Genomic DNA, 14,886 nt, shown 5'->3' on the forward strand with positions numbered 1-14,886 from the left:
CTGATCTAGGCGCAAAGCGCAGCCATAGCCCGGGCTATGGCGAGCATTTGCAACGACGAGCAGGGGTCTTTTGACGTGATGAGCGGGCATGATCGAAATACCCTCAGCCTCTCACAAGCGGTCGCTGCTGCGCCGCCGGTGCGTGCTTGCTCAGCTCTTATGCGTCTGACGACTATCCATCTCGACTTTCGTTCGTTCCTTCGTACTCGTGTCACTCTTAAAGTCGACCATAGTTCCAGCCTGAACCCGACCACAAGGACTTCGTTGTTGCGGTCTCGACGTGACCCTTGACTGCAGCGAGAAGGCACAGCTTGAGCCGAACTTTTATTCAATTGGCATCCTCCTCACTGTGAAGCCGACAGACTTCGCACGGCATCTCCATGACGATCAAAAAAATTGCCAGCGGTATAGCGGCAGCGTTCACTTCTATCGGATCACGGTCCGGTTCGGGATCGTCCAGATGTGCACATCCTCATCCTGGCTCGCGGGCTGCACATGAAGCGCTCGCGGGAGGCGCGGAAACCGGCCGCGCCAGCCTCGAATGTTGTCGGCCGCGATGGAGCTGCACTACGCTGTTGCGCCATGCTCGGCATCGGAAGTGGCAAGGCGCCGGCAACGTCAGCGACCAAGCCGCCTGCGCCTTCGGTACGCGGAGAGCCCCCGGAGGCGACTGGCGCGTCAACTCGTTCTCCACGCTCTTTGAATTGATGCGAGCCGACCCCATCTACGCGGCGTCGGCAACGTCACCGGCGCAGGCGCCTTCGGGGCCATGTTCGGAACGTAAGGTGTCCTCGGATGCGCCCGCCTTGTCGAATCCTCGCCCGACGCTGCGCGAATTGCTGCAGGCCGAAACGGAAGAATGGGCTCGGGAAAGATCACAGACCGAACCGCTTTCAGAACCGCCACCGGAACGTGTAGAGACTTCGAGCGCAGCGGCAGCGTCGAATGAGGATCCGGGCATGACCGGATCGCCGAATCTCACGCTGCCTCCAGGCGCCACCGCCGATGCAGAGCTTGACGTGCTCGCGCCTTTGCGTGCTCGATCGAGGGACACCGGAGAGATCGAGCCGGCAGAAGAAACCCTGCCTTCGATCAAACCACGCACGGCGGCCGGTGCTTCGAAGATCCTGCCTACGACTCCGGTGCCAGCGGCCAGGCGTCAAACGCTGCTGCAGGACTATCACGCGCAGGCCCATCGCCCGCTCGATCTGGAGCAGGCGCTTGCCGCGATCAAGCTGCGCCATGTCGCCGAGGTCTATTGCGAGAAGAACGAGTGGTCACGCCTCAAGCCCCACCTACCCCTGTCGCACGGCACCCGGCAACGGTTCGAGGAACTGGCGGGGATGCCTGTCGACGCGCTCGTCGCCGACGTGCAAGCTCATCCTGCACGCTATTCGAGGACGTTGCTGACGGATCTTGCGCAGCATCATCTTGTTGCGGCACTGAACATCGACGTTGAACTATTCAAGAAGGGCATACACCAAGCGGCGAAATACGAAGGCCTTCACAGCGTCGCCGGACGAGTCATGACCGCCGCGGCGGCGGTCGCCAGCGCGGGCATCTCGGATATCGCGGGCGCCAGCCACGCGCTGAAAGTCGCCAAGAAGGCGGTCAAGGTCATCGCCCACCAATTACCCAGCAACGTGGTCAACCCGATGCTGACTGGCAAGCTGAGGACGGCCACGGACGTCAAGGAGTCGTTCAAGCGCGTTGGCGGACAGCCCGTGGTGGCATCGCAAATCGAGAACAGTCCCGACATGGCGAGCATCGTGAAGACGTCCAAGCTCCGCCGACGCGAGCTTCGCGACGCCGTCGACCGGCTGAAAGCCGCGTCATCGGGAAGAGATCCGAAGGCACTGGGACAGGTGGTGGACGCGATCCTCGCGCTGCACGACGTGGCGGACCAGGCGTACAGGCGCCGCATCGGCCTCAACCGCACGCAGACCTACAGCAAGGGCTGGGGCATGGCCGTGAACGGCGTGGCGGCCACAGGCGCCGTCGTGACGGCCACCGTGCCGGTGGTGGGACAGATAGCGGGTCCGTCCATCCTGGCCGCCACCATTGCGATGCAGTGGGGCGCGGGCTATCTCGACGAACGGCGTGTCAAGCACTGGTACAACCTTCGAGCCAACACCAAGTGGGCGGACTTCCTGACGAAGGACGCCGCCCGCATCCACTTCAAGGACTTGCAGCCCGGGCACGTCTGCGAGGCGGCGCTGCGGCGATCCTTCATGACCCAGCCAGAAGTACAGATCGGAGCCATTCGCGAGGTCTACGAAGACGCGCTCGGCGAATTGATGCGAATGCGCGTGAAACTCGAAGACGCGATCAGCGCCCAACAACGCGCCAGCAAGCCCGCGCCGGAACTAGATCAGAAGCGCGAGCGCCTGCAGAAACTGCAGCAGAAAATCAATCGCACCATGCAGGACGCGAAAGACTTCGAGTCGTTCGACGGCGAACGATGGGACGGCATTCCGGCGGACAGCACAATCGGTCGATGCCTGGACGATCTCGAGGCGCTTGAGCGCGCGAATCGAAACGCGCGATTCCGCAAGCCTGGCGAGACGGCGCAGATCGTGCAGCGCTACTCGCAGGCCTTCCACGGCGGTGTTTCAACGGGAGTGGCTCTGCCCATCCTCGATGCGATCACGCTGACGGATCGCCTCTACGAGCACGACTACCCTGGCAATGAGACGAAATTGAATCCCAACGCCGAGATTGGAGCGGTGGCCGCCGGCGTGACGGGTGGTGCCGTCTTCACGGCGGCCACCGGCGAGGTTCGCGTGGGCAAGGGGGCGAACAAGAAACTGCTGTCGCGCACGCTGGTCGACGCGCAGCGGTTGAAAGCGGATGCGGATCGATGGACTTTCCAGGCCGGCCAGCGGCGCGTCGACCTGCGCAACACCGCCGGCTACCGCCGCACCGTCCATACGACATGGGATGAGATGAAGTGGATCGCCGGCACGATCCCGAGCTGCCTCTTGAGCGGACCTGCTGGCCTGGTTCACTTGACCCGGGCCAAGTGGTGGCCGGCCGGAGAGATTCGCAAGGCCACCGCGCAGGTGCGTTCTGCACTGGACGCGATCGCCACGTCCGGAGCCGTCCGGGTTGAATCGCCGGGCATGCGTCGAGCGAGCAATCTGTCCGCGATGAAAGATGAACTCTACGACTACCCAGCCGTCCGAAATCACCTCGGCGTCGCTCAGGCGTCGCTGAACGTGGAAGTCACATGAACTCATTCAGCGCTCGTTGCCCATCATCCCGGCCAACGCAGTCAGGCTGTTGGCCCCCTCCTCGCGGGAAAATGCAGTGAGCATCAGTACGGTCGGTCTCGGGGGTGGCTGAGCGGCATGAGGGCCAAGTGCTTTGTCCAGGTTCCACAATGGGTAGGCTAGCGAGCGACTGTATATGTTTGGGTCAGACCAAACTTTGAGTGCGCCAGAGCGCCGAAAGGAGTTTCCCGTATGCAACGACAAACAATCTGTGCTGGGATGCTCGCGCTGCTGGCCTTGCTTCTTTCGACGCCGAGTACGGCCCAGCAATCCATCAAGGTGGTGGCTTCAGAGTTCCCCCCGCTCACCACCAATGCTGGAGGTCAACGAACTCATCACTGCAATGCTGTTCGCGCCGGTGAAAGACACCGCTGGACAAAATCGACGAGCGCGTTGACTTCAGGGATGTGAATGTCACGACGCCCCTTCTCCGAGAAGTGGATCACCTTGCTGCGGGCCAGCCGCGACAGTGCACGACTCACCGTTTCCAGTGTCATGCCGAGGTAGTTGCCGATCTCGGCGCGCGTCATGCGCAGCGTGATTTGGTCGGTGCGCATGCCGCGCTTGGCGAGCGAATCGGCCCAGTAGCGCAGGAAGTCAGCGACGCGTGCATCGGCAGGCAGCGTGCACACCGACATCAGCGAGTCGCGGTCGCACCCGATTTGCCGGCTCATGGCTTCGTGCAGCACCGTCAGTAGAACGGGCGTGGCAGCACAGGCTGCAAGCAGTGCGTCATAGCGAATCACCCAAACGTCGCTCGTGTCCATTGCGACCGCGTCGCACGCGTACTCGGCGTTGGCGATGCCATCGAAGCCGAGCCAGTCGCCGCGAAACTTCAGTCCCACCACCTGTTCGCGCCCATCGACGCTGAGGTTGACGATCTTGCAGAAGCCTGAGTTCAGGACGTAGAGGTTTGCAAAGCGCTCGCCGGCCTGATAGATCACGTCACCCGCGTGCAATACGCGCCGTTGCGGCGTCAGCGTCTCGCCGAGCAGCTTGAGGGTGTCGGCGATGTGCTGGCTGCTGCGTTGGTTGGCGGCAGCGTCGCTGCTCCGAGCAATGGCGCGGGCATGCATCGGGTTGGCAAGAGCGTTTGCGACGGTAGGGGTGGCAGCGCTGATCATCTTGGGCTCCTGGCGTGGGGTTCGCGTTTTCGATGGGTGAATCGTAGGAAGCTCCGGATAACCCAATAACAACGCAGCGAGCCGTTCGGTAACGCTGGGTGAACGCTGTGTATCGGCTGCGTATCAGCACGTGCCGAAGATCATCGATTTGACGCCCGTCAAGGCATACGCGGCAGGCAGGGCTAGTCTTGACACCGAGCGAGTACGCCACTCAATACATGCAACCCAAACCCAAAACCCACAGCCTCCTCGGCCTTGACGACCTGTCGCCACCCGACGCAACGGCCCTGCTGGCGAAAGCGCGCAATCTGCAGCGTGTCGCAGAAGCAGGTCAGGCGCGGCCATTGCTGCGGGGCAAGAACATCGGTCTGCTGTGCGAGGCCGACGACGACCACGACGCCATCTTGTTCCGGCGTGCCGTCACCGGCCTCGGCGCCCACTTCGCACGAATCCGTCCAAGCCTGAGCGACTTGAGCACGCCCCAGGAGGTGCAGCACACGGCACGCATGCTGGGACGGCTTTACGACGCTGTGGTGTGCCAGGGAATGGCGGCTTCCGTCGTGCAGCAAGTTCGCAAAGATGCGGGAGTGCCGGTATTCGACGGCATTGCATCCTGGGACCATCTGACGGTCCAGCTCGCCGAGCATCTCGGCGAAGGCCTGCTGGACGACAATCGCCACTTCTTGCTGCAGGCCGTGCTTCTGACGGCGCTCGGGTGAACACGCGATGAGCATTCGTCATCTCGATCGGTTGCTCGATGCGAAGTCCGTCGCCGTCATCGGCGCGTCCGATCGTCCGGGAAGCGTGGGCGCGACGGTGTGGCGAAACTTGCGAGCCGGCCATTTCGCTGGGCCGATCTATGCGCTGAACCCTAAACACGCGACGCTCGATGGCGAAACGGTGTTTCGAAGACCTGCCGATTTGCCCCAGGTACCCGACCTTGCCGTGCTGTGCACGCCGCCCGCGACGGTCCCGGGTCTTATCGATGAACTGGGCCGCTTTGGCACACGTGCTGCCATCGTGATGACTGCGGGCCTGAGCACCGCGCAGAAACAAGCCACGCTGGACGCCGCCCGCCCCCACTTGCTGCGGATACTTGGCCCCAACTGCCTCGGCCTCCTCTCGCCGCAGATCGGCCTGAATGCAAGCTTCGCTCACACTGACGCGCTGGTCGGCAATGTCGCCTTCGTGTCGCAATCGGGTGCGCTCGTGACCGCCGTGCTCGACTGGGCCAAATCGCGGCACATCGGCTTTTCCCACATGATCTCGCTCGGCGAACACGCCGACGTAGATTTCGGCGATCTGCTCGATTACCTGGCCAGCGATTCACGCACGCGTTCGATCCTGCTCTACATCGAATCGATCGAGGCACCGCGCAAGTTCATGTCGGCAGCGCGCGCAGCAGCGCGCAACAAGCCAGTCATCGTCGTGAAGGCAGGTCGCGCGGGAAACGGCGTGAAGGCAGCGGCTTCGCACACAGGCGCCCTGGCAGGATCGGACGTGGTGTTCGACGCCGCCATCCGTCGCGCCGGAATGCTGCGCGTGGATACTCTGCAGGACCTCTTCATGGCCGCCGAGACGCTCGCCCGATTCGGCGGCAATCGCGACGAGGCGTTGACCTTGATGACCAACGGCGGCGGTGCGGGCGTGATGGCCGCCGATGCCGCCGCGCTGGCCGGCATCCCCCTGCGGGATCTGAGCGACGTGGTGCGCAGCAAGCTCGATGCAGTGCTTCCCTCAACGTGGTCGCATGGCAACCCGATCGACATCATCGGCGACGCGCCCGTGGCTCGCTACACCGAGACACTGCAGACCTTGCTCGCCGACCGCGACAGCGGCGCGGTGTTGTTCATGCACGCACCGACAGCGATCGTGCGAAGCGACGACATCGCCCGCGCGTGCGTGCCGATTGTCCGCGAGTCCCCCGGCCGCGTGATGGCTTGCTGGCTGGGCGATGCTGCCGTGGCGGATGCACGCCGCATCTTCGAGGATGCTGGCGTCGCCGATTACGCGACGCCGGAAGAAGCGGTACGCGCCTTTGCCATGCTTCGAACCTATCGCCGGAACCAGGCATTGCTGTTGGAGGCGCCCACTGCGAGCGAGAACGGTCTGCCCGACATCGCTGCTGCACGTCAGCCCATCGAAGCGGCGCTCGCAGAAGGCCGCGAGATGCTCGATGAAGTCGAGGCGAAGGCCGTGCTCAAGGCGTACGGCATACCCGTCGTCGAGACAGTGGCAGCGGGACCCAGCGCAAGCGCGGTGTGCACCGCAGCGCGCACTCTCGGATACCCGCTGGCACTGAAGATCCTGTCACCTGACATCAGTCACAAGTCCGACGTGGGCGGGGTGTGCCTGAACCTGAGCGACGAGAACGACCTGCGCGATGCAGTCGGCGAAATGCTGTCGCGCGTGAGCGCATTGAGGCCACAGGCAAAGATTGCCGGCTTCACCTTGCAGCGCATGGTGAAACGCCCGCATGCGCAGGAACTGATTGTCGGCACGAGCATCGATTCGGTGTTCGGGCCTGTGTTGCTGTTTGGCCAGGGCGGAACCGCCGTCGAGGTACTGGCCGACACGGCCATCGCATTGCCGCCGCTGAACCGAGTGCTGGCGCGCGAACTCGTGTCGCGCACACGCGTGGCCAAGCTGCTCGCCGGCTACCGCGATCATCCGCCCGTGCGGCTCGATGCCGTGTGCGACGTGCTGATCTCACTGTCGCAGATGCTGGCCGATCTGCCCGAACTCGCCGAGCTCGACATCAATCCACTGTGGGCCGATCACGAAGGTGTCATTGCACTCGACGCGCGACTGCGCGTCAGCCGCGAGAAGCGAGCCGGCGCCGCAAACTTCGCAATCACGCCCTACCCTGTCGAACTCGTCGAGAACATCACTTGGCATGGCGAACCAATCACCCTGCGTCCTATTCGGCCGGAAGACGAGGCGCAGCACCGCGCCTTCGTCGAACAGCTGAAGCCGCAAGACCTCCGTCTTCGATTCTTCAGCGTACGCCGGGAACTACCACGCAGCGAACTCGCGCGGCTCACCCAGATCGACTACGCACGCGAGATGGCCTTCATTGCCGTGCGACACCTGCCTGGCGCGACGCAAGAGACGCTGGGTGTGGTGCGAGCGGTCATCGACCCGGACAACGTCGACGCGGAATTCGCGATCGTGGTTCGATCGGACCTCAAGGGCCAGGGGCTCGGCCACATGCTCCTGCGCAAGATGATCGACTTCCTCGTTCAGCGCGGTACGCAGCGAATGGTCGGCTTGGTGCTTCGAGAAAACGACGCCATGCGAGACCTGGTTCGAACACACGGCTTCGTCGTCGACGCAGCCGCCTCGGACGTGGACGCACTGCACTATGTACTGACATTGCAGGTTCACGCCGAGACAACGGAGTTCGATGCACTTGCGGTCAAATAGTCGGCCCTATTGGTGTCGCGTCAAACCACAAATGCCGGCTGCTCGCTTGCTCTCGAAGCGCATTGCGGCGTTGCGCCTCCTCGCCATAGCCACCGCTATGGCGAGGAGGCGCGCCTTGCACAGCGCTGCGACAGCGGCGCGATCAACCGACACTTGTGGCTTGACGCGACACTGCACACAGGGCCAACTACCCCTCCTCCATACAGAGGAGTTGCCGCATCGCGGTGCGGACATGAACGTCACTATCGTCCACAAGAGCGGTGGCACAGCCGTGCCACGAGGGGTCTCCGAGAATGTAAAGGCACAGCGCTTTCAACTCGGGACACTGCCCTTCCGGCAGCATGTTGAGCTGCTGCAGCGCTTCAAGCGTCTGATTTCGCTGGATTGCGATGAGGGTGCGAAACACAGGGATTTTTTCGGCTTCCGGCATCAGCTCGCACAGTTCCCCGAACAAGCTTTCGGCCTCATCGATCCTGTCGCCTCTCAACGCTTCAGCCACGGATTCCGCTAATACTGCGATGGCTTCGGCCTTAGTATTCATATCAAGGCTTCTTCTTTGGGTCTGGGAGGGTCTTATCAACGACTGTGCGAACAGGCGTCTGCGCGAGGCGAACAGCCTTGTCCGTGGCGCCATTGAGAAGCGTGTTGCCTGCGAATCCGGCGGGCGTCAGGTTGTTCGCCCCACGCCCGATGTCGAGTTGGCCATTGATGACGCCGGCCACTCCGGCGCCGGCCTTTTTAGGGTCCAGCGTGAGCACGCCCTTGGCGATGTTGCCGTACCCATTGACGGCGCTTCCGAGGCCTTGTGAGATAGGGTTTACACCACGATTTAATGCGTCCATTCACAACTCCTGCTGTTGGTAAGTGTTCGTCAGTGTAGGGATCGTGGAATTCCGCTGAAGCAGTAATTGCGAAGCGATGTCGCTCTGCACGAAATGGCGAGTACTTGGGCCTGTTCCCAGCTTTTACCCCGTCTACGAACTACGAATGCCCAGGCTCCTCCAGCAAATGCGTGATGGCTGCCGACGTCGAGACCACCAGCCAGAAAATCAAAAACGTCACCGAGTAAACCGCGCTCCTTGTCCAGTGCAGCGGTTCAACACCAAACCAATGCAGGCTGTCGGGGTCCACCACGGCGAACACAAGCATCTCCAGTACGCCGGCCATGACGAAGGCTGGCCATACGATCATCAAGACGCGCGTCGCGAACGAGCGCGGCGGCTGCGGCGACTTGATGCCCGATCGGCTAGCGACGAGGTGCGGCTGCATGATTGCGCGCCTGCGTGGCAGGGGTATAGGTTTCGGTTTGCGTGGCAGCGCTTTCATGCAACGGCGCATCGCCGCCACGCACCGCGACGACGAGCGTCGCGAAGCTCGCCACCACCACCAGCGCCGGGCCGCCGATCACCAGCCACAGCATGCGCACGCGCCACCAGGGCATCACGGGTTGATTGATTTGCTGGTTCATCGCTTCTCCTTCAACGTGGAATGACAAACGTCGACTTCTCGCTCACCATGGAGCCGGGCACCGCCGCCTGCATGACACCAAAGCGGATCGGGTGTGCACCAGGCCCTGCCGTTCGCGCGCTGGCATACGGCACGCGCACGGCCAGCGTGATCCAGCGTGCCTGCGCCGGGCCGACGTCGAGTTCCAGCGGCGACGCGAGTGCCACGCCCGGGATCCCGCTCACGGACACGCGCAGGTGCTTGGGCTGTTCGGTCGCGTTCATCAGTTGCAAGCGGTAGACGTTCTCGACCGTGCCTTCGTCCACGATGCGTGCAAGCGTGGCGCGATCGCGCACGACGTCCACCTTGATCGTGTGTCGCAGCGACAAGCTGACGATGAATACAACCGAAATCGCGATCAGCACGCCACCATAAATCAGTACCCGCGGCCGGGCCACGCGCGCCAGCATCTGCCTGCGCGTAGATTTGTTCGCCAGACTGTTCTGCGTCGCGTAGCGGACCAGCCCGCGCGGATAGCGCATCTTGTCCATCACGCCATCGCAGGCGTCGATGCAGGCAGTGCAAGCGATGCATTCGTATTGCAGGCCATCGCGGATGTCGATACCCACAGGGCAGACCTGCACGCACAGGCCACAGTCGATGCATGCGCCAAGCCCTGCTTCCTTCATGTCGGCGTTTCGTCCGCGCTTGCCCCGCGGCTCGCCGCGCTCGTTGTCGTAGCTCACGATCAAGGTGTCGCGGTCGAACATCGCGCTCTGGAATCTCGCATATGGGCACATGTACTTGCACACTTGCTCGCGCATGAAGCCTGCATTGCCGTAGGTCGCGAACCCGTAGAAGTTGACCCAGAACCATTCCCACGGACCGAAGTCGAGGGTGAACGATTCCTTGGCCAATGAATGGATGGGTGTGAAGTAGCCGACGAAGGTGAAGCCAGTCCACAGGCCGATGACGATCCACACCGAATGCTTGACCGTCTTGCGCCAGATCTTGTTGAGTCGCCACGGTGATGCATCGAGTTTCATGCGCGCCCCGCGCTCGCCTTCGATCTTCCGCTCCACCCACATGAAAATCTCGGTGTAGACGGTTTGGGGGCAGGCATAGCCGCACCACAGCCGCCCGCCCACGGTGGTAAAGAAGAAAAGCCCGAAGGCGCAGAGGATGAGCAAGCCCGTCAGGTAGATGAAGTCCTGCGGGTACAGCACCAGGTCGAAGATGTAGAAGCGCCGCGCTCCCAGGTCGAAAAGCACCGCCTGCCTGCCATTCCACGGCAACCACGGCAGGCCATAGAACACGACCTGCGTGAGCCACACCAGTATCCATCGCCATGTCGAGAACCAGCCGGTCACTGAACGCACATAGATCTTCTTCTGCTTGGCGTACAAGGACACGAGCTCGGGTCCGTCTCCCTGCGGCTGTGGGTCCGAAGTGACGGGGCGGATGGAGATGACGCGGGACATGGGGCTGGAAGCTTGGTTTTTTGCAGGGAGGTGCAACCTGCTGTGTATTACGCCCTCTCCCTCCGGGAGAGGGCCGGGGTGAGGGAGACAGCGGTGGAGAGAACGAGGCCTTGACTCCAGACGGCCGGAAGCCCTCACCCCAACCCTCTCCCAGAGGGAGAGGGGGCAAAACAAGGGAGCAAACCATTCCGTGGTTGCACTCGGGCTATGGGGACGACACGTTTGACAGGCTCCAGACGTACCCCGCCAGTACATGAATCTGCTGCGGCGTCAGTCGCGACGCATGCTCCGGCATGACGCTGCGCTTGCCGTTGGTGATCATCGACACCACCGCCGCCTCGCCCCATCCATGCAGCCATATCTTGTCTGTCAGGTTGGGCGCCCCGAGGGCCTGGTTGCCCTTGCCTTCAGGACCATGACACGCCGAGCAGACGACAAACTTCGAGCGGCCAAACTGCGCCGCCATCGGGTCTTCCGGCGCACCGGACAGGCTCAGCACATAGTTCGCGACGTTGCGCACATCCTGGGCGCTGCCCACAGCCGCCGCCATGGGCGGCATGGCGCCTTCGCGGCCGTTGGAGATCGTCTCTTCGATCTTCTCCAGCGTGCCGCCATACAGCCAGTCGTTGTCCGTCAGGTTCGGAAAGCCCTTGCTGCCGCGAGCATCGGCACCATGGCAGTTGGCACAGTTGTTGGCGAAGAGACGTTCACCAATGGCCATGGCGCGCGGGTTGCGGGCGAGATCTGGCCCTGACAGCTTGGCGAAGGCCTCGAAGAGCGGCTTGGTCGCCTCCCGTGCCCGAGCCTGCTCGTCCTGGTGCTGCGACAGGCTCGTCCATGCCAGCGTGCCGGGCGAACTGCCGAGTCCGGGGTATAGCGCGAGGTAGGCGCCGGAGAAGACCACGGTCAGTACAAACAGCCACATCCACCAGCGCGGCAGCGGGTTGTTCAGCTCTCGCAAGTCTTCATCCCAAACATGGCCGGTGGTGTTGTCCTGGGCCATCACGCGGCGGCGTGCGGCAACGATGAGCAGCGCAAGACATGCCAGAAGACCGGTCACAGTGACGACCGCAATGGCCATCGACCAGCCGCTGTTGAAGAAGTCGCTCATTTGGGCGCCCCTTGTTCGTTGTCGACCGATTCCCCCTCGAACGGAAGCCGCGCAGCATCGGCATAGGCCTCGCGTCGCCTGGGCCACCATGTCCAGGTCATCAACCCGATGAAGAGCGCAAGGCTCAGCAAGGTCACCAAGCTTCGAAGATCGTTCACGTCCATCTTGAATCCCCTTCTTTCACTTCACATGCCTGCCGAGCGACTGCAGGTAGGCAACGAGGGCATCCATCTCCGTCTTGCCACGCACCGCTTCGGCGCTGGCTGAGACTTCGGCATCGGTATAGAGCACGCCCAATCGCTGCATGGCGCGAAGGCGCGGCGGCACAGTGGCTGGATTGATCGCGGCGCTTTCGAGCCACGGGTAGGCGGGCATGTTCGATTCGGGCACCAGGTCGCGCGGGCCCGACAGGTGCAGGCGCTGCCACTCGTCGCTGTACTTGCCGCCCACGCGATGCAGGTCCGGCCCGGTGCGCTTGCTGCCCCACTGGAAGGGATGGTCGTAGACGAATTCGCCGGCCACCGAATAGTGACCGTAGCGCAGCGTCTCGGCGTGCAGCGGCCGAATCATCTGCGAATGGCAGTTGTAGCAACCCTCGCGCAGATAAATGTCGCGCCCCACGAGCTGCAACGGTTCGTAGGGCCTGAGCCCGGCAACCGGCTGCGTGGTGGACCGCTGGAAGAACAGCGGCACGATCTCGACAAGGCCGCCGACCGCAATCACCACGAGGATGAGCGCAATCATCAGAAAATTGCTGGTCTCGATGCGTTCGTGACCGCTGGCATTGTGTTCTTGAGCCATGGAATCTCCTCAGGCATGCGCGAATCGGGGGATCGCAGCGGGCACGGCGCGACCGGACCTCACTGTCATCACGACATTCCAGACCATCACCAGCATGCCGCCGAGATAGAGCAGCCCGCCGATGAGCCGCACGACATAGAACGGCCAAGTCGCCTTGACTGACTCGACAAAGGTGTAGACCAGCGTACCGTCGGCGTTCAATGCGCGCCACATCAGACCTTGCATCACGCCGGCAATCCACATCGCTGCGATGTAGAGCACGATGCCCAGCGTCGCGATCCAGAAATGCAGTTCGATGGCGCGCGTGCTGAACATCTTTGTCTGCCCGAACATGCGTGGGATCAGGTAGTAAAGCGAACCCATCGAGATGAAGCCGACCCAACCGAGCGCACCGCTGTGCACGTGGCCGATCGTCCAGTCGGTGTAGTGCGACAGCGCGTTGACTGTTTTGATCGACATCATCGGACCCTCGAAGGTCGACATGCCGTAGAAGCTCAAGGCGACGATGAGGAATTTGAGAATAGGGTCGTCGCGCAGCTTGTGCCATGCGCCAGACAAGGTCATGACGCCGTTGATCATGCCGCCCCAGCTCGGCGCGAGCAGCACCAGCGAGAACAGCATGCCGATGCTCTGAGCCCAATCGGGCAGCGCGGTGTAGTGCAGGTGGTGCGGGCCTGCCCACATGTAGGTGAAGATCAGCGCCCAGAAGTGCACGATCGACAGGCGGTAGGAGTACACCGGTCGCTCGGCCTGCTTGGGGATGTAGTAGTACATCATCCCGAGGAAACCGGCCGTCAGGAAGAAGCCCACCGCGTTGTGGCCGTACCACCACTGCACCATCGCGTCCTGCACGCCGGCGTAGGCCGAATAGCTTTTCCAGAAGCTCACGGGCACCACGGCACTATTGACGATGTGCAGCAGCGCCACCGCGATGATGAAGGCACCGAAGAACCAGTTGGCGACGTAGATGTGGCGCACGCGGCGCGTGCCGATGGTGCCGAAGAAGACAATCGCATAGGCCACCCACACAATGGCAATCAACACGTCGATTGGCCACTCGAGTTCGGCGTATTCCTTGCCTTGCGTATAGCCCAGCGGCAGCGTGATGGCAGCCAGGACAATCACCGCCTGCCAGCCCCAGAACGTGAACTTGGCAAGCCAAGGCAGGAACAGCGGTACCTGACAGGTGCGTTGCGCGACGTGGTAGCTCGTCGCGAAAAGCGCGCAACCGCCGAAGGCGAAGATCACCGCGTTGGTGTGCAGCGGACGCAGGCGGCCGTAACTGAGCCAGGGAATTCCGTAGGTGAGATCGGGGAAGGCGAGCTGCGCGGCGATCAGCACTCCCACCAGCATTCCCACCACGCCCCACAACACAGCGGCCAGCGCAAAGCCGCGTACGGTTTCATCGGTGTAGTTCACCGGCGCTGCAGCTTGCGCATTCGCAACCATCAAGAGCCTCCATTCATCGCCACGTCGACGACAAGCTGATTCTTGGTTGCGAAGTTCCTAAGGGGCTTGATGCCGATCAAGGGATTCGGCATCGGCTTCGAAAATCTGCGCGCCGTGTTGCTCGAGGTCATCGAACTGACCACCGTCGAGCTCGCCAAGCGCGCCAGTCACTCTCCCGGCGAGGGAGAAATTCTCAGCGCTTCAATGCGCCGGCGGGGTTGGCTTCTAGCTGTACCTTTGTGAATCCGGTGATCGCGATGGTCCAGAGGGGGCGATTGCAGGCCAAGCGATGACGTCGTTCGAGCGGATGGCGGCGGGCGGGATGCTGATGAGTGTGATGCGATGCTGCGCGGCCCAGGCCGTCGCGACCAAATTTCGCGCCGACCATCGTTCACTTCGCGTTTCAGACACGCCTCGAGGGCATTCAGCTTAGGCTCTACGGAACCGCATGCGGCACTTCACCTTTCCTTCAGCCCACGCGTCCCCACCATGATTCCTCGCCTTACACCGCTTTCCACCCAGAACAACGACGCCGCCGCTTCGCCACCGATGACCGCGCAGGAGGTGGCCGCTGCACGTCACCGCTTCCGCACGGCTCCCCTGATGGGGCTCGAGCTGGCGCCTCGCCCGCCGTCGGCCGATGTTTCGCTGGCCGCCAGGCAGGCACTTCCCTTTACTCCTCCGGCCGAGGACCATCGCGACAGCATCGAACAGGAAAATGCAGCGCTGGCCAAGTTGAACGACGAGTTGAAGAGCATGTGGCCCATGCGTCGCCA

General features: G+C 62.6%; 15 protein-coding genes. 5 read left to right on the forward strand and 10 right to left on the reverse strand.

Going from position 1 to position 14,886, the window contains the following annotated elements; translation table 11 throughout:
- Positions 1-959: 959 nt before the first annotated feature.
- The gene (locus tag AC30NL_RS17320) at positions 960-3,233 is read left to right on the forward strand and encodes a hypothetical protein (protein WP_489465235.1); all 2,274 of its coding nucleotides are present in this window, start codon (positions 960-962) and stop codon (positions 3,231-3,233) included.
- A gap of 374 nt (positions 3,234-3,607) precedes the next feature.
- On the opposite strand, the gene AC30NL_RS17325 is transcribed toward AC30NL_RS17320, so the two are convergent.
- Positions 3,608-4,396: a Crp/Fnr family transcriptional regulator gene (locus tag AC30NL_RS17325; RefSeq protein WP_489465236.1), complete on the reverse strand. Its 789-nt coding sequence runs from the start codon at positions 4,394-4,396 to the stop codon at positions 3,608-3,610.
- Positions 4,397-4,614: 218 nt separating this feature from the next.
- On the opposite strand from AC30NL_RS17325, the gene AC30NL_RS17330 reads away from it, so the two are divergent.
- Together AC30NL_RS17330 and AC30NL_RS17335 are read left to right on the forward strand one after the other, a co-directional pair.
- Entirely contained in the window at positions 4,615-5,115 is a 501-nt protein-coding gene (locus AC30NL_RS17330) for a Rossmann-fold NAD(P)-binding domain-containing protein (protein WP_489465237.1), read from the forward strand.
- A 7-nt stretch (positions 5,116-5,122) separates the two neighbouring features.
- Positions 5,123-7,822: a bifunctional acetate--CoA ligase family protein/GNAT family N-acetyltransferase gene (locus tag AC30NL_RS17335; protein WP_489465238.1), complete on the forward strand. Its 2,700-nt coding sequence runs from the start codon at positions 5,123-5,125 to the stop codon at positions 7,820-7,822.
- Positions 7,823-8,009: 187 nt separating this feature from the next.
- Here the strand turns inward: AC30NL_RS17335 and AC30NL_RS17340 are convergent, their stop codons facing one another.
- From AC30NL_RS17340 to ccoN, 9 genes are all read right to left on the reverse strand, one after another.
- The gene (locus AC30NL_RS17340; RefSeq protein WP_489465239.1) at positions 8,010-8,363 is read right to left on the reverse strand and encodes an HrpB1 family type III secretion system apparatus protein; all 354 of its coding nucleotides are present in this window, start codon (positions 8,361-8,363) and stop codon (positions 8,010-8,012) included.
- A 1-nt stretch (position 8,364) separates the two neighbouring features.
- Positions 8,365-8,664 carry a hypothetical protein gene (locus AC30NL_RS17345; RefSeq protein ID WP_489465240.1) on the reverse strand — a complete coding sequence of 100 codons (300 nt, stop codon included), beginning with the start codon at positions 8,662-8,664 and terminating at the stop codon, positions 8,365-8,367.
- Positions 8,665-8,803: 139 nt separating this feature from the next.
- On the reverse strand, positions 8,804-9,091 hold the full coding sequence (locus AC30NL_RS17350) for a hypothetical protein (RefSeq protein ID WP_489465241.1): 288 nt from the start codon (positions 9,089-9,091) through the stop codon (positions 8,804-8,806).
- Positions 9,069-9,290, reverse strand: coding sequence for a hypothetical protein (locus AC30NL_RS17355; RefSeq protein WP_489465242.1), 222 nt, complete (start codon positions 9,288-9,290; stop codon positions 9,069-9,071). The genes AC30NL_RS17350 and AC30NL_RS17355 overlap by 23 nt, the downstream gene beginning before the upstream one ends.
- Before the next feature lie 10 nt (positions 9,291-9,300).
- Complete coding sequence (ccoG, locus tag AC30NL_RS17360) at positions 9,301-10,749, reverse strand: cytochrome c oxidase accessory protein CcoG (protein WP_489465243.1); 1,449 nt, start codon at positions 10,747-10,749, stop codon at positions 9,301-9,303.
- Between the two features lie 205 nt (positions 10,750-10,954).
- Entirely contained in the window at positions 10,955-11,860 is a 906-nt protein-coding gene (gene ccoP / locus AC30NL_RS17365) for a cytochrome-c oxidase, cbb3-type subunit III (protein ID WP_489465244.1), read from the reverse strand.
- Positions 11,857-12,024, reverse strand: coding sequence for a cbb3-type cytochrome oxidase subunit 3 (locus AC30NL_RS17370; protein ID WP_489465245.1), 168 nt, complete (start codon positions 12,022-12,024; stop codon positions 11,857-11,859). The genes ccoP and AC30NL_RS17370 overlap by 4 nt, the downstream gene beginning before the upstream one ends.
- A 16-nt stretch (positions 12,025-12,040) precedes the next feature.
- Positions 12,041-12,661 carry a cytochrome-c oxidase, cbb3-type subunit II gene (gene ccoO, locus AC30NL_RS17375; protein WP_489465246.1) on the reverse strand — a complete coding sequence of 207 codons (621 nt, stop codon included), beginning with the start codon at positions 12,659-12,661 and terminating at the stop codon, positions 12,041-12,043.
- Positions 12,662-12,670: 9 nt separating this feature from the next.
- Positions 12,671-14,110 (reverse strand): cytochrome-c oxidase, cbb3-type subunit I, encoded by a 1,440-nt coding sequence (ccoN, locus tag AC30NL_RS17380; RefSeq protein ID WP_489465247.1) that lies wholly within the window; start codon positions 14,108-14,110, stop codon positions 12,671-12,673.
- A 42-nt stretch (positions 14,111-14,152) separates the two neighbouring features.
- On the opposite strand from ccoN, the gene AC30NL_RS17385 reads away from it, so the two are divergent.
- Together AC30NL_RS17385 and AC30NL_RS17390 are read left to right on the forward strand one after the other, a co-directional pair.
- Positions 14,153-14,353, forward strand: a complete 201-nt coding sequence (locus AC30NL_RS17385; RefSeq protein WP_489465248.1) for a hypothetical protein — start codon at positions 14,153-14,155, stop codon at positions 14,351-14,353.
- Between the two features lie 246 nt (positions 14,354-14,599).
- On the forward strand, positions 14,600-14,886 hold a 287-nt coding region (locus AC30NL_RS17390), incomplete at its 3' end, for a hypothetical protein (RefSeq protein ID WP_489465249.1).

Origin of the sequence: Rhizobacter sp. (assembly GCA_021153565.1) — a bacterium.
Lineage (GTDB): Bacteria > Pseudomonadota > Gammaproteobacteria > Burkholderiales > Burkholderiaceae_C > Albitalea.